Annotated in this window: 12 protein-coding genes; 2 read left to right on the forward strand and 10 right to left on the reverse strand. The window is 48.9% G+C overall.

Features of this window, described 5'->3' with window-relative positions; translation table 11 throughout:
- Nucleotides 1-103: 103 nt before the first annotated feature.
- Nucleotides 104-1,783: a SulP family inorganic anion transporter gene (locus tag HPS53_RS02190; protein WP_104368570.1), complete on the forward strand. Its 1,680-nt coding sequence runs from the start codon at nucleotides 104-106 to the stop codon at nucleotides 1,781-1,783.
- 225 nt (nucleotides 1,784-2,008) lie between these two features.
- A complete protein-coding gene (locus tag HPS53_RS02195; RefSeq protein ID WP_216651865.1) occupies nucleotides 2,009-2,482 on the forward strand; it encodes a DUF4112 domain-containing protein in 474 nt (157 codons plus the stop codon).
- 36 nt (nucleotides 2,483-2,518) lie between these two features.
- On the opposite strand, the gene HPS53_RS02200 is transcribed toward HPS53_RS02195, so the two are convergent.
- The 10 genes from HPS53_RS02200 to HPS53_RS02245 form a co-directional block, all read right to left on the reverse strand.
- Nucleotides 2,519-3,034, reverse strand: a complete 516-nt coding sequence (locus tag HPS53_RS02200) for a DUF6646 family protein (RefSeq protein WP_172204079.1) — start codon at nucleotides 3,032-3,034, stop codon at nucleotides 2,519-2,521.
- Nucleotides 3,035-3,056: 22 nt separating this feature from the next.
- Nucleotides 3,057-4,517 carry a hypothetical protein gene (locus HPS53_RS02205; RefSeq protein WP_172204080.1) on the reverse strand — a complete coding sequence of 487 codons (1,461 nt, stop codon included), beginning with the start codon at nucleotides 4,515-4,517 and terminating at the stop codon, nucleotides 3,057-3,059.
- A 114-nt stretch (nucleotides 4,518-4,631) separates the two neighbouring features.
- Nucleotides 4,632-6,020: a phosphoglucosamine mutase gene (gene glmM, locus HPS53_RS02210; RefSeq protein WP_172204081.1), complete on the reverse strand. Its 1,389-nt coding sequence runs from the start codon at nucleotides 6,018-6,020 to the stop codon at nucleotides 4,632-4,634.
- Nucleotides 6,021-6,194: 174 nt separating this feature from the next.
- Nucleotides 6,195-6,818, reverse strand: a complete 624-nt coding sequence (locus HPS53_RS02215; RefSeq protein WP_104368586.1) for a DUF4827 domain-containing protein — start codon at nucleotides 6,816-6,818, stop codon at nucleotides 6,195-6,197.
- Between the two features lie 88 nt (nucleotides 6,819-6,906).
- Entirely contained in the window at nucleotides 6,907-7,941 is a 1,035-nt protein-coding gene (locus HPS53_RS02220) for a bifunctional oligoribonuclease/PAP phosphatase NrnA (RefSeq protein WP_172204082.1), read from the reverse strand.
- Between the two features lie 191 nt (nucleotides 7,942-8,132).
- Nucleotides 8,133-9,044 carry a nucleotidyltransferase gene (locus tag HPS53_RS02225; RefSeq protein ID WP_172204083.1) on the reverse strand — a complete coding sequence of 304 codons (912 nt, stop codon included), beginning with the start codon at nucleotides 9,042-9,044 and terminating at the stop codon, nucleotides 8,133-8,135.
- A 147-nt stretch (nucleotides 9,045-9,191) separates the two neighbouring features.
- Nucleotides 9,192-10,106 carry a Dam family site-specific DNA-(adenine-N6)-methyltransferase gene (locus tag HPS53_RS02230; protein WP_104368576.1) on the reverse strand — a complete coding sequence of 305 codons (915 nt, stop codon included), beginning with the start codon at nucleotides 10,104-10,106 and terminating at the stop codon, nucleotides 9,192-9,194.
- Entirely contained in the window at nucleotides 10,106-10,906 is an 801-nt protein-coding gene (locus HPS53_RS02235) for a type II restriction endonuclease (RefSeq protein WP_104368577.1), read from the reverse strand. Before HPS53_RS02235 ends, HPS53_RS02230 begins: the two co-directional genes overlap by 1 nt.
- A gap of 800 nt (nucleotides 10,907-11,706) precedes the next feature.
- Nucleotides 11,707-14,016 carry a BamA/TamA family outer membrane protein gene (locus HPS53_RS02240; protein WP_172204084.1) on the reverse strand — a complete coding sequence of 770 codons (2,310 nt, stop codon included), beginning with the start codon at nucleotides 14,014-14,016 and terminating at the stop codon, nucleotides 11,707-11,709.
- On the reverse strand, nucleotides 14,000-18,631 hold the full coding sequence (locus HPS53_RS02245) for a translocation/assembly module TamB domain-containing protein (RefSeq protein ID WP_172204085.1): 4,632 nt from the start codon (nucleotides 18,629-18,631) through the stop codon (nucleotides 14,000-14,002). The genes HPS53_RS02240 and HPS53_RS02245 overlap by 17 nt, the downstream gene beginning before the upstream one ends.
- Nucleotides 18,632-18,653: the final 22 nt, after the last annotated feature.

Here is an 18,653-nt window from a genome sequence, read left to right on the forward strand (position 1 = left end):
CGAGTGTCAACAAGGCATCATAAAAGTTTAAAAACATTTTGTCATTTCGACTAATAGAAGTACCTTTGCAACGTTTTTTCAGAATAACATAAATTATTTAACAATGAAAACATTTCAATTCAGGCCGAGACTTGTCTCTACTCTGAAACATTACGACAAGAAAACACTCACCGCCGACATCATGGCAGGCATCATAGTGGGCATCGTAGCCCTGCCGCTCGCCATCGCTTTCGGCATCGCCTCGGGCGTGACACCCGAGAAAGGTATCATCACGGCCATCGTGGCAGGACTGATAATATCCGTATTCGGCGGCAGCAAAGTACAGATAGGCGGCCCTACGGGAGCGTTCATCATCATCATCTACGGCATCATACAGCAGTATGGAATGGAAGGACTGGCCGTGGCAACCTTCATGGCCGGAGCCTTTCTCGTGCTCTTCGGCGTGCTGCGGCTCGGCACGATCATCAAATACATTCCCTACCCGATTATCGTAGGATTCACAAGCGGTATAGCGGTGACTATATTCACCACACAGATTAAAGACCTGCTCGGACTGACTATGGACAGCGTACCGGCCGACTTCATAGAGAAATGGATTGCCTACGGACGAAACATGGCCACGATAGACCCGTGGAGTGCTGCGGTGGGAATACTTAGCGTGGCGGTGATTGCCGTAAGCCCGAAATTCAGCAAGAAGATACCCGGCTCGCTCATAGCCATAATAATAATGACGGTAGCGGCGCTGCTGCTGAAAAACATGGCCGGGGTAACCACTATCGAGACAATAGGCGACAGGTTCTCGATAAGCAGCGAACTGCCGGAAGTGCATGTTCCGCAAATGAATTGGGACACAATAAAGAGCCTCGTGTCGCCGGCTGTCACGATAGCGATACTCGGAGCCATCGAGTCGCTGCTCTCCGCCACAGTAGCCGACGGCGTGGTTGGCGACCACCACGACTCAAACACCGAGCTTGTGGCACAGGGCATGGCCAATCTTGCCTCTCCGCTGTTCGGCGGTATACCGGCAACCGGAGCAATAGCACGCACCATGACCAACATCAACAACGGCGGACGCACACCCGTATCTGGCATAATACACGCTGCCGTGCTTCTGCTCATATTCCTGTTTCTCATGCCACTGGCTCAGTATATACCGATGGCCTGCCTTGCGGGAGTGCTCGTCGTGGTGGCATACGGCATGTGCGGGTGGCGCTCTTTCAAGGCGCTGATGAGAAACCCTAAGAGCGATGTCAGCGTACTGCTGATCACTTTCTTCCTGACCATAATCTTCGACCTGACCATCGCCATTGAAGTGGGACTGATAATAGCATGTCTGCTTTTCATGAAACGAATGTCGGAGACTACCGACGTGAAAGTAATCATGGACGAAATCGATCCCAACGACGAGGCAGACATCAACTCCGGTAACCTCGAACATCTCACGATACCGCAGGGGGTGGAGGTTTATGAGATCAACGGCCCCTACTTCTTCGGAGCGGGAAACAAGTTTGAGGAAATCATGGCATCTTTCGGCGACCGTCCGAAGGTGCGCATAATCCGCATGCGAAAGGTGCCGTTTGTTGACTCGACCGGTATCCACAACCTCACAAACCTTTGCGAAATGAGCGCTAAAGAAGGGATACGGATAGTGCTTTCCGGAGTGAACGACAAGGTACAGAAAGCCCTGAGAAAAGCCGGATTTAACGATATTGTGGGTGAAGAGAATATCTGCGGGCATATAGATCAGGCTATAGCAAGAGCCAAAGTAATTGCCGGAGAATAAGGACTGAGGCTCCCTCACAACAATACAGACCGGCACGGGCTGCACGGAACATACGGACAAGACTTTTCACCGTCCGCCGTTCCGCGCAGCCCGTGTCGGTTCATGGAATTGCAAATGTAGCCGAAAAAATAGTTAGACGATGCTAAAAAACACCTCACAAAGATACCATTATTCGCCCAAAAGCGGGCTTATTCGTATATTTGCCGTATGATATGACTTTAAATAATGGAGGATAAGGATATGAAAGACAGGAAAGAGCTGAAACAGCACCCTATGTTCATCACGCTCGAACGGATTGCACGGTATATGGACAAATACTATTTAGACGGCGTGATTGGCCTCGTGCCGGGCATGGGAGACGTATTCTCGGCTCTGTGCACAGTGCCGTTCGTATATTTCACGCTGGTGGTGGCGAGGTCGATGCCTCTCACGCTGGCCGTCATCAACAACACGCTTCGCGACGTGCTCGTGGGAATGGTGCCGTTTTTCATAGGCAACGTGCTCGACTTCTTTTACCGGTCGAACTTGCGCAATCTGAAAATGATTATCGGATTTGTCAACGGAGACAGCAGGATTGTGGGCGAGGTGAACCGGAAGGCGCTGGGAGCCGTTGCTATGATGATCGTGCTGCTCGGGCTGATAGCAGCCATGGCGGTACTGCTCGTGAAACTCGGAGGCTGGCTCGTGTCGCTGTTATAAACGCCGCGTGACACCCGGCACACAGCAGGCATGGCCTCATTCGAGATTTACGGTCAATCCGACTGATATGACAGTATGGCCGCGATACAGGCCGAGGTCGTCATTCGACTTGTTCTTGAAAGTGTTGAACAGCGGATGCGCACAATCGGCATACACACCTATCCACTCGCTGAAATTCATGCGGACGCCGCCACACATCCCACCGGTATGGAAACCCACAAACGGACCGGCATAGACATCGAGCCACGAGGGCAGTCCCAGCAGGTGCTGCCCGTGGATGTAGGCATGCGTCTTTACATCGAGTCCATCCATACCCTGCGGCGGTTCGTCAAACTTAGACTTGTCTGCAATACGGTATCTGACACCCGTGCCTAACGACAGCCAGTCGTTACACCCGTAGTCTGCACCTATCTCGAAGCCGGGATCGAAGTCTACCGTCATATAACCGGCATACAGTTTGAAGTCGAAATTTCCGTCAAAAGCCTGTGCCCCGGCATCCCTGATACCGGATACGAGAAGGAGCAGAAGCACCATTCTCTTAATTATGCTCATTTCAGTGACAGTCATTGGCCTGCTATTTGATGACATACTTGTTGATATAAGCCACACGGCGGCGCTCTCCGGTCTGCTTGTTCTTCACTATCTGATTGCCGTAGACAAGGAAACAGTCGCCAAACCAATGCTGCGTGTTGGTGCTGCGAGCTTTCTTTACGTCTTCATTTTCCTCGTCGGTGGCAAGTATCTCCGACTCACGGTCATGCAAAGTGGAACCGTCACGGTCGCTGACTACCTTCTTGAAGATTTTCTTACCGTCGCCGAAGAGCATCGCCATATTGCCGTCTCTGACACCTGCACTGACAAAACGCTTTACATAATAAGGTCTCGTCCGCGGCGCCATCTCGAAACAATTGTCCCACAGAATGTTGCCCCCGGCGTCGAACTTGGCAAGCACGGCATGCGTGTAGGCATATCCTGAGAATGTCGTGCGCACGGTGTTGCCAACCATCGTGGTTGTGTAAGTGGGATAATAAGCCTCACCGAGATAGTAGTATGCGCCGCCGTGGGAAATGATATCGTGGCCGGCCATGAGATAGTTGCGTGTATACTCCTTTCCCTTCTTCTTGGCTTTCTCTACCCTGCGTGCGGCCTTCTTCTGTCCGCGCTCGCTCATATAATCAGTGAAATTATTGAGCTCGAGAAAGTTGTAGAACCTGACAAAGCGGAGATTGTCGTTGCCAAGCTCGGCAAAATATATGCCTTGCGACCGTCCGGGCTTGTCGCCGTATGTGCCGGTGAGGAAGCGTTTGCCGCCTGTCTTCGACACGGAGCCCGACGCAAGTATCCTGCCGGCAGGCAAATCGAGTTTCGTTCGACTGATGATGTTTCCCTGCATATCAATCTTGAAGAGGCATACTTCCTTGTCGAGACGCACTATGGAGTTTATCTCGCCGTCGACAACGGTGGTCTCTATTATGTTCACCTTTGAGTCGCTGACACCCTTGAAGTGCATGTCGGCATGTGTTATCGCGCCGCTCGCGAGATCGAGAATGCCCACGCGCTTCAAGTTCTTGCGGCTGCTGCTGAATATCATCTTGCCGCCGTGTATCTGCTCGTCATACATCTGCGACTTGCGACTGTAATCGCTTTCGTACACACGGTGTTCGCCTGTATTGAGATCGTAGGCCACTACTGCCATCTCCCCGTTCTTACGGCGCAGCACGCTGTAATGCATGTCGCCGTCGGGGAACAACGAATACATGTCGAGATGCTTGTCGATGAGGAAGGAGTCGCAGCGGACAAGCCGCAGGCCGGTATCGTAATGGCTTATCTTGAAATAGTGGAGGCCGCCGGTGCTTTCCTTGGCGAATTGCAGAAGCAGAGCGCCTTTCTCTTTCATAGACTCTACGTAACTATTGTTGTAGTCACCCTTATTGTCCCATTCCACACGGGCCTCAACCTGTGCGGACACTTCTATATGCCAAGCGGCAAACAGAATGATGCTGAACAATGATTTAACGAATGCGGATTTACCCATGATTGATAGTTTTAAGTATTAGTCAAGGCATGCATTACAATACATGCTACGGTGGCAAAGATAAAAAAAAAACCGAAAGAAAAGAATCTTTCGGCTGTTTTTTATCGGTCGTTGTTATTTTTTCTGCATGTCGTATACCACCTGCATGAGTTTCTTTCCGAGCGTGTCGGCCTCTTCCATAGTGGCAGCCTCACTGTAAACCCGGATTATCGGCTCTGTATTTGAGGCGCGGAGATGCACCCACTTGTCGGCAAAGTCTATCTTAACACCGTCTATATCGTTCACTTTCTCGTCACCGTACATGTCTTTAACCTTGTCAAGTATGGCATTGATGTCGGTCGTCGGGGTGAGATCTATACGGTTTTTGGCTATAAAATAATTCGGGAACGAGGCACGAAGCTCGCTCACTTTGCACCCTTTATGAGCCAGAGAAGACAGGAACAACGCTATGCCCACAAGCGCATCACGGCCATAATGGCTCTCAGGGTATATCACACCACCGTTTCCTTCTCCGCCGATTACCGCGCCGACCTCTTTCATTCTCGTGGTGACATTCACCTCACCGACTGCCGCCGCCGTGTATTCACCGCCGTGAGCGACAGTCACATCGCGCAAAGCACGGGTAGAACTGAGATTGCTCACCGTATTGCCGGGTGTGTGCGAGAGCACATAATCTGCAATGCTGACGAGCGTATACTCCTCACCGAACATCGTGCCGTCTTCCGAGATGAACGCAAGACGGTCCACATCGGGATCCACCACGATACCGAGGTCATAGCCGCCGCTTTTCATCTCATCCATTATTCCCGTGAGATTTTTCTCCAACGGCTCCGGATTATGGGCGAAATCGCCGGTAGGCTCACCGTTAATCAACTTGTATTTCACACCCAACCGATCAAGCAATTCGGGCAGGATGATGCCTCCCACGCTGTTTATAGCGTCCACACAGACACGAAATCCGGCACTTCTCACCGCCTGCCCGTCTACCAAAGCGAGGGCAAGCACCGAGTCAATGTGTTTCCTGTTGTATGTATCGTCAACCGTGTAATGCCCGACACGGTCGACATCGGCATACTCGAAATCTTCTTTTTCGGCTATCGCCAGCACCTCGCTTCCATCTGCCTTGGTGAGAAACTCTCCCTCATTGTTAAGCAGTTTCAAAGCATTCCACTGACGTGGATTATGGCTTGCGGTAATGATTATACCGCCATCGGCACCCGACATGCGAACAGCAAGCTCGGTGGTGGGCGTTGTCGCGAGACCAATGTCTATCACGTCGTAACCCACGCCCATGAGAGTGCCGCACACTACGCTGCGAACCATCTCGCCTGAGACGCGCGCATCACGACCGACCACGATCTTACCGCTACCCGACGGTGTATTGCGGTGTATGAAAGTGGCGTATGCCGTGGTGAACTTCACTATGTCGAGAGGATTCAGCGTGTCGCCTGTAGCGCCGCCGATAGTACCCCGTATGCCTGATATTGATTTTATAAGAGTCATTCCTTTATATCTTTGATGTACCTTTTCTGATTTCCGATAACACACATTCCATATCTAACGGTGTACCGGTATCGTCTTATTATATGATTATCACCGCGCAATAACACGTATGTCCGTATTCCAGAGCACGCTTACCGTCACTCCCGGATATACTCGACACATACCGCAATATGCTTATTTCTCCCTCTGATAGGTTATCTCATAATAGCACGGATATACGCTCGAAGTGGCGTATGAATGTCCCTGGGTGTGTGGCACGATCAGGCGGACCTTCGCAATCTCATCGGCTGGTGTGGTCTGGCGTCCCACCCTGATATATTGCAGCGGAACAAGCCAGCCGGCCGGCACCGACGCGCCATAGGTACTGAACATCACTCCCGAACTGAACGATGCGGTATACTGGCTTCCGGTGCGTGTGACAGACATCTTGTCGTAGTTTCTGGGATTGTAGTCATTACGGGACTGCACTGCCTTGTCGAATATGTTATACTCCATGTATCTGCAAATCAGATTGACCTGCTTGTTCTCTTCAAGTTTCTCGCCGGCGCCCTTACGCACAATCTGCATGTAAACACCGCTGTTGGGCAGATACACGAACTCGTTTTTCTCTACGGAAGTGGAATCTCCCTGCGCATGAAAACGGCTGTCGTCAATCACGTTTATCTTCTCGCTCCTGATGTATTCGCTGATAGCGTCGCGCTCTCTTTCCTTCTTTTCACCGTATGTCTCATAATCGTCGCAAGAGGCAAACGACATCACCGCCGCAAGCGCGACCAGCATGAATAAAGGCTTTTTCATTCTTATCATCTGTTTATTCTTAGGTTCATTTATAATATTCACAACCCGCAAAATTAATAAAATATCGTCAAATACGGGCAATCTTATTCTACTTTAACGTGCTTGCGAAATGAGACAAAGCCTTTTTGGTTATCTCGACAGCCTCGTCAATACCGCATTCGAGACGTCCGCCCGAAGCGTTCAGATGTCCGCCGCCATTGAAAAACGCCTCTGCCACCTTGTTGCACGGGAAGTTCCCGACCGACCGCAGACTGACAAGTACCACATTCGGCCGTTCGGTATCCTCACGCAATGATATGGAAAGCTTGAGTCCCTTTATCTGTAAAGGCATGTTTACAAGTCCCTCCGCATCGCCTTTGATAAAACGGAAACGCCGCTGTTCCTGCTTGGTGAGCGTAAAAAAGGCGGCGTGATAGTCGCTCACGACAACCAACTTGCTGTAAAGCACATAGCCGATCAGACGCAGACGGTTCTCACTGTAATTATTATATACGTTCCGGTAGATTTTATCTTTGTCTATCCCTTTTGTCAGCAACCGGCTTATGATGAAGAATATATCAGGCGACGAGCTGTTATATACAAACCCGCCGGTATCTGTCATCATGCCGCAATATATAGGAGCGGCAAACTGCGAGGTCATCATCGTGAAACAGTCGAGCTGCCACACGATACGGAACACCATCTCGCAGGTAGAACACATCTCGGGCCTTGAAATGACAAGGGTACAATCCATATCAGGTTCCAGATGATGGTCTATCATCACCTTGCGTGCCGTTGCCGATTCGAGAGAGGCCGCCATGGCATCAGTGCGCTTCGTCTGGTTGAAATCGAGACAGAATATCAGATCGGCACCTGCCATCACGGCATCCGCTTCGGCGGTATGCTTGTCGTAACGTAATATTTTCTCGGTATTGGGCATCCACTGCAAATAGTCGGGAAAAAGATCCGGAACAATTACCAACGGCCTCTTTCCACGATAACGCATATACTCGGCCATGCCGAGACATGAGCCTATGGCATCGCCATCCGGATTGGTATGACAACACAACACTATGTTTTCCGACTCTTCGACAAGCGTCTCCAGCACGTCGCGCTCATCCTTGGACAATATATCTTTAAGCATAATGGCGCAAAGGTACTAAAAAGATCAGACTTTATACCAATAATGACAAGGAAGTATCGGGAAAACGAAATATTATTGAAAATGAGGCAAACATAAACAGCGTGCCGCCTGTATCACGAAAGCATGCACGCTGTTTATATTGTTCTTTGTATATGTAGATAATATATCCGTGGACTGTAAGAAAACGAATATCAGAACAGACCGGCCGGATATACCCCCTCGTCGACAAGGTTCTGTATCTTGTCGACCACAGACTGGCGGTCGGCCGAGTATGTCACGCCAAACCATTTGCTCGTGGTATCGAGCACTTTCACAGTGGCTGTCTTGTCGCAAATGAGTTTGTTGACCATCAGCGGAATGAAAAATTCGGCTTTAAGGTTCTCCATATTATTCTGGTCTGAGAGAAATTCCTTAAAATATGCCTCGCTGTGCTCAAAATAGTCGGGAGTAAATCCCCACATGTTCATGGACACGGGAGTGTTGTCGTCCACAGGAACCCACGAGCCATCTTCGTCCTTATAGCATATCGGACCATCGACACGCATAATCTCCGTGCGCTCGACAACGGTCGTGAGGTGCCCGGCATCGTCTTTCGAGCAGATGCCGCGGGCCACGCTTCCGTTCTCGGACAGGGTGTTGCCCACACGGAATCCTACCATCGCATAGTTGTTCTTGCTGCCCTCGGGAAGGTCGGCGAGAAACTTGCCGATCACCATGAATGCGTCACGGTTGTAGAAGTCGTCGCAGTTTATCACGCAGAACGGCTCTTTCACCACGTCTTTCGCCATGAGCACGGCGTGATTTGTGCCCCATGGCTTAACACGGTCGGCGGGGCACTCGAATCCCTCTGGCAGAGCGTCGAGACTCTGGAAACAAAGTTCCACAGGCACATACCCCTCGTATTTTTTGAGAACCTTCTCCCGGAAGTCATCCTCAAAGTCCTTTCGGATTATAAAAACAATTTTGCCAAATCCGGCCTTTATAGCGTCATAGATAGAATAGTCCATGATTGTCTCGCCGTTGGGACCCAGCCCGTCGAGCTGCTTCAGGCCTCCGTAGCGACTGCCCATGCCGGCAGCCAGGAGTAATAAAGTCGGTTTCATGTTTAAGTTATGCTTTGTTAGGTTATTATTTTTGTTTGTATGCAAAAGTAATAAATATTTCCGAAACGGAATAACGAATGTCATGTTATTTATAAGAAAAGCCGTAACTTATATAACGTATAAAACCATATTGGAAATAAATCATATTCAAACAATTTCCGTAAACAGATTTAATTGACATACCTGTTTTGTTTCTATCCTTTCCTTTACATCAAAATTAAAAATCAACGCTTCAACAACAGAACGACGATTTTCAAGCCGTGCACCATTATGATAGAAATGATCCTTCGTCATAACATTGAATTGTCTCCAATATTTATTGACCATATTATTTTCACGATAATCATTATGATGCCAAGTTGATAAAATAAACTTAGCTGAAGTATGGGACAATGCCTCAAAAAGACTTTGCTCGTCATTCTCTGTCCAGCCATTATAATAATCCACATAACGTCCGAAATACGGAGGATCGCAATATATAATATCACCCGCTCCCGCTTTTTCTATCGTTTCAATGAAAGACACATTATTAAAGCTCCAATCTTTTTTTCGTATAATCTGGGTTACACGTTCTATTTGGTTACAAATCTTTGTAACGTATGCCATAGAAAAACGATTCGCTTTTTTACAAAATGGAACATTCCATTCACCTTTACGGTTAAAACGCATCATCCCGTTAAAACCGGCACGAGAAAGAAAAATAAAATCATAAGGACTATATTCTGAATTAAAACGGTCACGGACTTCACGAAAATGCACATATCCTTCTTCTTCCGAGAATTTAAGTAAACTATTTTCACGTTCAAGGTATTTTCTCATAGAATAAGAACTTATTACTCCATTTTGTATCCCTTTATAGAAATTGATAATATGAGGATTTGTGTCACCTACTATATGCTGACCACGCATAGGCGAATTAAATCCAACTACACCTGTTCCAAAAAAAGGTTCTATCCAATTGGCATCCAACCGGATACCGGAACTAAGTATCAAGTCATTTATCCAAGGAACAAGTTTTGTTTTGATACCCTGTGATTTTATTGGAGGAATTATTATAGACATTATTCCAACTTTTTCAACAAATCTTGTTGTGTTTTCAAATATTCCTTATACGTTGAAATATTCGTATAATGTGGTTTTTCCATACCAGCATTACGCGCATCTACTGTATTAAAGAAATTTATCCAATAATCATCAAATATATCTTCACCTAACTCAGAAAACGTTCCTTTACCATTCACTAAATTATCCAATCCAAACACACTACCAATATTACGTGTATTGCCACTACCGGGACGGTCACTCGCAATTTTCCATTTGGGTTGAACAAAAAATGTAAAATCACGGATAACAGACTTTATCACATCAAGTTTATCTATACTATATAGAGTTTTCTCATTATATGTTTCAGTACATTGCTTATATAATATCCCCAATACTAAATGACATTTATACTCATTATATGGGTAATCCGTATTCTTCTTTTTGTCTCTTTGCCTAAAATATCCCCAATATGAACCAAGTGTAAAACCACATGAACGACCATTCGCATAAAAACTTGATTTGAAATCAAGCGCATAAAGATTACCTTCTATATCTTTGAATGTAATATCAGGATAAAAATTTTGCGCAGATGGCAACACTATCGACATTCCATGCCTCACGGCAAAATCATTCAATCGTGGTATTAACATTATCTCTATAATTTTAGATACTACCTTTGTGTCATTAGTAATAGTATAAACATTCTTATCTATATCTATGAATCCTTTAACTATCCAATCTCCACAATCAGTCTCCATAAGAGATTTATATGTATTAACTTCATCCGTAAGAAGTTGTAAAAAAGTATCCTTATCCATTTTCAATTTTATTAATTCAAATGCAAAGATACGAAAAAACAGATAATTTTCTCTAATGACAGACCTCAATTATTGGAATCATATATATTGGATGACAATATTTATCTATCAATCCAATTTCACAAACTGTAAAACTACAAAATAACTGGATAGCATATTTACGACTATGCGCATTTGTAAACATTATATCACACGATGCCCGGCACGGCAGCTCCGCATATTTATGCAAAACGGAGGGAAAAACGAACGAGAAACGAAGAAAACACTGTGATTATTGATACGAAAATCGAATGAAAAACGACAATACGACCGCCGTTTCGCAACGGGGCGGCCGCTATGACGCAACGGGATAGCGGTTGGCCGGCGTTTAGTATTCCGTTGCGCTCCATCCGGCGGCCAAACGCACGCCTGCCGCTATCCCTTCGCAATACAAAAAAGGCCTCATTTCGATGAAACGAGGCCTTTTCCGGCACGCACGAATATACTCCGTGCATATTCATGCGCCTGCCGAGGCGCACTGTCCCGCCCCGCATAGCGAGGCGAAAGACGCACATATAAATGTCACTTTACCCGCCGGGCGGGCTTTCCGCGCACCCAAACGAGAGGCCGTGGCACGGCAGCGGGAACGCATTATCAAATATCACGGGTGCCGGCAAGTGCATGAATATACATCCGGCACGGTTCGTTTTGTATGCTTTTTTCATTGTCATATCGCTTGATTTGTTATTTTCAGGCATCAAATATAGCTCAAAACGCCTTGAAAAACAAACTTTATCGCGATACACATCGCCATACATCCGTCAGAAAGGATAGCCTATGGCGAAGTGGAAGCCAAGCCCGTCTTTAAACTTCGGGATGTTGTAGTATCCGCCCTTGCCCGTATCATAAGGCACATGCAAGGCCACACCGAGGTCAAGGCGTAGCACTATGAAATCCATGTCGTAGCGCAATCCGGCACCGGTACCGGTGGCAAGCTGCCGCAAGAAAGTGGTAGGCTTGAACTCGGAGTCGGGGCGGTTTGGGTCTTTTTTAAGCAACCAGATGTTTCCAGCGTCGAGGAACACCGCCCCATACAGACTGCCGAAGAGATTGAAACGATATTCGAGATTGGCCTCAAACTTAACATCACCGGTCTGATCGAGGTATGAGTAGGTGGAGTTTGGTGCCACATACTTGCCGGGACCTATGCTTCGCACGGTGAAAGCGCGTATGCTGTTCGCGCCGCCCACATAGAACTGCTCGTTGTAAGGAGCACGCTCCGAATTTCCATAGGCCCACAGCACTCCTGCCGCCACACGCCCCACAAGTTCCGACTTATACCCGGTGACCCATGTTTTGCGCAAGGTGGTGTTCAGTTTGAGGAATTGTGCAAACGGATTTCCGAACATCCCTTTCTCCTTCTCGCTGAATTTCTTACCTGCCATGGCATATCCCGCCGAGAGGATATTGCCCGACTCGGTGAGGGTTATCTCCCATGCTATCGGATTTTTGTATGCCGCCGGACTGCTGTATATATATGTGTATTTTATCTTCGGCACAAACTGGTTGCGCATTGACACATATACGGCGGGATTGTCCGTCATTATCTGGTCAAACTTCTCCGTGGTGCTCTGTAAGTAATTATAGTCGAGAAGCAAGGGGCTGAACTCGTGTTTCGAATTGGCCGATGTCTGGAACTTATATGTCACGGCTCCCGTGACAGTGAGCATCTTGAAGAAATCAGCCCTGTTGAGCACGTTGCCCGACAGGGAGAACAACGTAGAAGGCGGGGTGAAGAACCGGCGCCGCCGGAACACCTTGAACGGTGTTTCGAGACGCGGATACTCAATCGACACATCGGCACCATACTCGTATGAGTTAATAGTGGAACTGCTACCGGCCACACGCTTCCCCGTCTGCCACTCGTAGGATCCTTTCAGGCTCACGCTCAGCTTCTCTCCTCCGCGAAAAGCGTTACGCTTGTTCATGCTGAGCACCAGTCCCGGACCTGTACGATCGTTACTCTTCAACGAGTAGTTTGCCTCTATCGACCCATCGTAAGGCTTGTCGAACACACAATTCAGTCTCATGTCGAGAGTATCACAGGTCGAAGTGGTATCGCGCGGGGTGAACGTGAAGTCGGAAAGACTGAACAATCCGAGACTGTTTATCACTCCCGAGGATTCCATGTACTCGTCGTAGCTGAACTGCTTGCCCCGTCTCAGCTTTATGTCGCGCAACAAGGTACGCAGACGGATAGGCGGTTTCTTGCCCGAGTAGTATACCGAAAGGTTGCGGTGCACGATAGAGTCGGTCAACGGTTCCATGACCGAGCGGCGCATCTCTACTCTCATCTTTCCGAGATACCAGCGACGCCGGGCCTCATCGGGCATGTCGGCGACAGGCTGCAAGCGCACCGCCACACGCCCCGGATTAGACACGGAATCGGCCAGTATGGCCGCATTGTCGGCACGATAATAATAATATCCGTTATTCCGGAACAGACTGTTGAGCCTATTCCTCTCGGCGTCAAGCTTAGCCACGGTGAACGCCTCGCCACTTTTGAGATAGCTTTGGTCGGCCGTGGCACGTATCAGGCTGTCTGCCCCGGCGGAAAAACCTATGTGTTGGATAGAATCGAAAGTATAAAGCCTGTTGTTGGTGACGGTATAACTGAGCTTTGCCTTCTTCGGGTTTTTCTGCGGTATGACACTATAGTCCACCTTGGCGTCGAAATATCCGTTGGCACGAAGCACGTTTCTGGCGACCAGCGCCCGCACCTCCGGATTGACAGAACTCATCAATACGGGTTCGTGTCCGAAAGATTTGAGCATCCACTTACCGAACCCTGATGTCGAGTTGGCATACTTGTTGTATATCCACAGTTTCCACTGAATGGGTGTGCGATAATAAGAACTGCCAAGCAAGGCTCCGTTCGGGGCACAGGCCAGTGCGGCCTCCACCTCCTCCTGCATAGTGACGTAATGCTCGTCTTTGGCCCGGTCGACATAGTCTATCTTCTTCAACCCCGTATACAGCACCTCGTCCTCGGGAAGATTGCTCGTCGTGGAGCAGCCTGCACACACGAGAGACATTGTCAGTGACAAGATGATTTTATCGCTTTTCTTCATTTACCTTTACCGTATCGTTTTCCAATGATTTTTCAGTTGTATTGTCATCGCTTCTGAAATTGAACAGTTGCCAGAACCGATCGGCTTTCTTCCTCCACATGAAACCGGCACCATACTCCGTGATACGGCCTTCAAGCATATCGTAGGCAGACTTGTTATAGAACATCCTTACATAACGCATGGCCGTCTGATCGAGCCGGTATTCGAGCGACACGTTGTCGATGAAGGTCTGGTCCTGTTCTTCCGGGCCGCTGTCGCCTCCACCGGAAATCTTTCCTCCTATCACGAAGTTCACCCTGTTGTTCCAGAAACGCTTGGCAAACTTAAACGAATAGTCTGTGTGCGTGTTGCCATACGCATCGGCACTCTGGTCGAGTCCGAGACTGAGATCCACAGTACGCATGGCACTGTTCGTAATACTGTTGATCTCGCTTTGCAGGAACGAGTTCAAGGCGCTGTTCATGGAGAAGCCTCCCGTGTTTCCATCAGCCAGGTACATGCCTGTCGTCAGCATGGTCACGGCAAGCTTGCCTCTCTGCTCCATGCTCATGGCAGCAAGCTCGTTCTTTATCGTCATGTCCTCGGGAGCGTCAAGCGTAAACTCCAATCCCATGTTGCTGAGCGTCTTGCTAACCTTCACTCCGCAATCGAACAGCACGCTGCGGCTGTTTCCCGTCTCCGCGGCCACAAGGGTCTTGACCTGCTCCGTGGCCGAAAGATTAAGCGTGGGGTTCATCACATCGCCGGTAAACTCTATGTAACTGCCCTGTCTTATCGTAAATGTCTTGAGCGGAATGATGGGCAACTCATACTTCATCTCGCCAGAATTGATGGTATAACGGCCGAAAAGTTGCAGATTATCAGTCGGATTGTATACCATGCGCAACTCGCCGCCACCCTCGATATTAACGTAGTTCGACTGGTCTGCGTTAAGGGCGCAGAATATCCTCGCCCCCGATTCGATGTTCATCATCAGAAGCATGTCGAGCCCTCCGGGTTCCGGGCGGTTCACCTTCACCTCGGCTGTGTCACGGAAGTCGGTGAACGTCACGAGATCTTTAAGCCTGTCGTCGGTGTTAAGCGGCGAGTCTTTAAGTATATATGTCATGTTGGTCTTACCGAGAACATCGAGCTGTCCACGCATTTTCAGGTCTGACAAAGCCCCGTTCAGCACGGCGCCGAAGTTGACAAAAGCCTTGCCGTATGCCACAGACTTGCGTGTTTGCCTGGCGTCGATAATCTGGTAATTTCGCGCCTGCATCCTCATATCAAGACGAATCTTATCGGGATTGGCGAAATTAACATTGCCGTTGATGTTCAACGGGCTGTCATTATGGGAATAAAGCGCGAAATTTTCAAAGAGAAGATTACTGCCCACAATACGCACCGGCTTGTCATTAGCCCTGAGATTGACACCGTACGGCACACTTATTACATGTGTAGAGTCGAGATATACCTCGCCGTCTACCTGCGGTTTGTCAAGCTCTCCCCTCACGGCAACACTTCCCTCGGCATATCCCTCAAATCCCATTATCTGATCAGGAATAAATCCGTTTATCATGGATAGCGGGAAACGGCTCATATCGAACGTGGCATCCAAATAACCCTTGTCACCATGCGTATAAGTACCGGAAAGCACACCTATGTCTCTTCCGTCGAGTATGAGATTGGCAGAGACGTAATGCGAGTTCTCGTCTTTCTGCATGTAAGAGAACTCACTGTTCAAATCTCCGATATAACAATGCTCGTATGTCATCTTGTCCACTCCCATATCGGATATCACCGTGAACTTCTCGTTGCGATCTTGCATCACGTGGAAGTCACCGTTCAGCAGTCCGCTCATGCGCGGCGCATACGGAATTACGGAAGTGAGCTTGTCCAGATCAAATTTATTAAGGCTGACAGTGATGTCCTGTAACATATCTCCGGCGTTGTCGTCGGAGTATATCTTCACACCTGTCCCGTCGTCGGCCACCAGATCTATGCCGGCCTGTATCCTCTTATCACGGCCGAGGAACACGAAGTTGTCCTTATTAAGATTGAACGCCTTATACCCGAGTATCGGTTTGTCGGGGAACAATCTGACGGTGATACCGCTGTCACAGACCTCGGCGCGCGCTCCGAGAGAGGCTCCGAGCCTGTCAGACGCATCGTAATACTTTACGCTAAGTTCAGCCCCGCGCTCCAAGACGGAGCCTTCAAAAAGGCTGTTGAACACAAACTGGGGATTTTTCTTGTTGTTGCGCACCTGCCCATAGAAGCGTACATTGGTGTCATCTTGCGTTATGGTCATGCTCACCGTGTCTATCTGCATACTGTCGGCAACAAGCGAATAGAGATGCATATTTCCTTCTATACCTTCCGCAGGCGATGTGGACAGGTCTACAAACAAATCATCAAACTCCACCCCCTTCGCTTTAAGAAAGCCGGCAAAAGAGTTCTCATTACCGCTCTTGAGGCGTATCTGCATTGTCGGGAGCATGGCCTGAATTGCCGGCTGGTCGATGGTCTTATTATCAATCTGGGTCGTTATCAGGTCACCGAGACGCTTTCCCTCATCCATAAGAGACTCGTAGCCTCCCGATGCGGTGAAGAACATTTCGAGATTGCCGCTATACAGTTTTGCCCAAGTAGTATCACGGTTGGTGGAAGCGTCGAGAACGACATCAGCCGGGCGATAGGTCCGCCGGGCATCACGCACCGTGAAATCGTTGAACAAGCCCTTCACCATGTGCGACTGTTTCAGATCCGACGCTATGTCGACATGAGCACACATAGCGGCGGTGAACGGCCGGTCTATGACACGGAGACGATAAAGGTCTGCTTTCGACAAGTCTGTACTCACTGTAGCCCGCACTCTATTAGGATCGAGCAGCGCATCTACGTCTATCGTACCGTCAAGAAGCTCATTCCTACTGTCAAGCCGCACCTTACCGATACCGTTGGCAATAAGAATGTCGGTTCTTATCCTGTCGAAATTCATGCTTCCGTAGCGGAAAGCGTCTACTTTTCCATTCGCTTTGAGGTGGCTTCCTTTGGCCAAGAGGTCTGTTCCATGCCCTTCTATGTCTATGTCGCACGTCAGATTGTAGAGCGAGTCTTTAGGCATGAAATGGTGAATATTGATGTCTTTTACTCCCACCGACGCCTTATAGCTCATGGACGAGGCATCGAAACGACCGTTCAGGTCGACCGTCCCTCCGCCCTCACGCACTCTCACATCGGCGGAGTAGCGGCGGCCGTCTGCCTTTACGTCACCATCAAGCTTTATTCCCGACGGGATATGATAGTCGGCCATAACCTTAGGGTCAAGCAAACAAGTGACAAAGCCGAGATCGAATGTCTGAGCGCTCAGTCTAACCTCTGCCTTGACGCGTTTCATGTCCGTGGGATTGGCCGCAAACCCGCGTGCTGACATATTGAAAGCTGTGGGCAAACTCACTTCAAGCCCCGATATATCCACACGCCGCATGTTGCCGTCCACCGAGCCACGGACTGTCAACGGGCGATTGGGATAGCGGCGTACAAACTGTTCGGGCATGCCACCGCAGAACATCATGATGTCCTGTTTACCTACAGAAGCGCGCAAACGGGCATATATCTTACCGGGATTTATGCTGTCGAGGGCATTTAGGTCCATCTTTACCTGCGCCTCGATATCCGAATCGGGAGTACGGAGAATTAGGGACGGAAGGTTCAGACGCACAGAGTCGAGACTCACGGGGCCTGACAGGTTGCTTATCTCGAGACCGCTTTTCTCCTTCATACGGCAATAAAGCAGGTTCATGCCGATGTCTGGAGCACTATATGACAAGCTGTCTATGCCTATGTTTATACCGGTGAGAGATATGTGATTGTAGTCCAGCCCATCCACCTCGGGCTCGAAACGGTTGTCATAATCTAGTGCGCCGTCATGCCAGAAAAAACGGTTTATCCCATATTTCTCTGTCCCGAGGTTTATATCTCCACCCCGTGCCGAGGCATGGCCGAGATATGCCCGGATGCCCATTGTATCGCCGGGCATGCGGACGGTAATGTCTGTACGATATATATTGAGGCTGTCTACATATATCCGCCACATCGTCTTGCTGGCCGACGTGTCCGGTGGCACCGTGTCGCTAAGCTCAATGCTGATGCGGGCATCGCTCAACCGGGTGTCGTTCAGATCCACTATCTGCCTGTTGAGGTCTATTCCACGGCTCGAAAGGCTCAACTTGCCGAGCGTGGCACACACACGGGCAGAGGCTATGAAATCGGCCGTATTGACTTTGACCCGGTTCAGTTCGAAGCTATTTATCACCACCTTGCCGTCCAGCAAAGGCATGAGACTGACATCAACGACCAACTTTCTCACATCGGCCACAGTATCGTTCACCTGAGGCAGCGAGTCGTTGGGTTGAACCATACAGAACCCGTTTATCCCGAGATCAAGCGGAAAGACAAGGTCAACCCTGTCTACCGTTATCCCATATCCGGTTTTCTCAGACGCATATTCCACCACTTTATCCACCGCCCAGTTTTGCACGGGAGGCAGATAGAGGGCTATTGTCAATATGATAAACAGCAGAATAGGACTCAAAAGGATGAGACCTATCCACAAAAAGATTTTTTTCATCTCGCTTACTTCAACACTACAA

Source organism: Prevotella sp. PTAC (genome assembly GCF_013166535.1).
In the GTDB taxonomy this organism is placed as follows: domain Bacteria; phylum Bacteroidota; class Bacteroidia; order Bacteroidales; family Bacteroidaceae; genus Prevotella.

Bases quoted from the DNA above. Each gene is read 5' to 3' on its own strand.
- glmM (WP_172204081.1), bottom strand. From the start codon at position 6,020: ATGACTCTTATAAAATCAATATCAGGCATACGGGGTACTATCGGCGGC.
- HPS53_RS02195 (WP_216651865.1), top strand. From the start codon at position 2,009: ATGGAGGATAAGGATATGAAAGACAGGAAAGAGCTGAAACAGCACCCT.
- HPS53_RS02245 (WP_172204085.1), bottom strand. From the start codon at position 18,631: ATGAAAAAAATCTTTTTGTGGATAGGTCTCATCCTTTTGAGTCCTATT.
- HPS53_RS02230 (WP_104368576.1), bottom strand. From the start codon at position 10,106: ATGTCTATAATAATTCCTCCAATAAAATCACAGGGTATCAAAACAAAA.
- HPS53_RS02215 (WP_104368586.1), bottom strand. From the start codon at position 6,818: ATGAAAAAGCCTTTATTCATGCTGGTCGCGCTTGCGGCGGTGATGTCG.
- HPS53_RS02240 (WP_172204084.1), bottom strand. From the start codon at position 14,016: ATGAAGAAAAGCGATAAAATCATCTTGTCACTGACAATGTCTCTCGTG.
- HPS53_RS02200 (WP_172204079.1), bottom strand. From the start codon at position 3,034: ATGAGCATAATTAAGAGAATGGTGCTTCTGCTCCTTCTCGTATCCGGT.
- HPS53_RS02225 (WP_172204083.1), bottom strand. From the start codon at position 9,044: ATGAAACCGACTTTATTACTCCTGGCTGCCGGCATGGGCAGTCGCTAC.
- HPS53_RS02205 (WP_172204080.1), bottom strand. From the start codon at position 4,517: ATGGGTAAATCCGCATTCGTTAAATCATTGTTCAGCATCATTCTGTTT.
- HPS53_RS02235 (WP_104368577.1), bottom strand. From the start codon at position 10,906: ATGGATAAGGATACTTTTTTACAACTTCTTACGGATGAAGTTAATACA.
- HPS53_RS02220 (WP_172204082.1), bottom strand. From the start codon at position 7,941: ATGCTTAAAGATATATTGTCCAAGGATGAGCGCGACGTGCTGGAGACG.
- HPS53_RS02190 (WP_104368570.1), top strand. From the start codon at position 104: ATGAAAACATTTCAATTCAGGCCGAGACTTGTCTCTACTCTGAAACAT.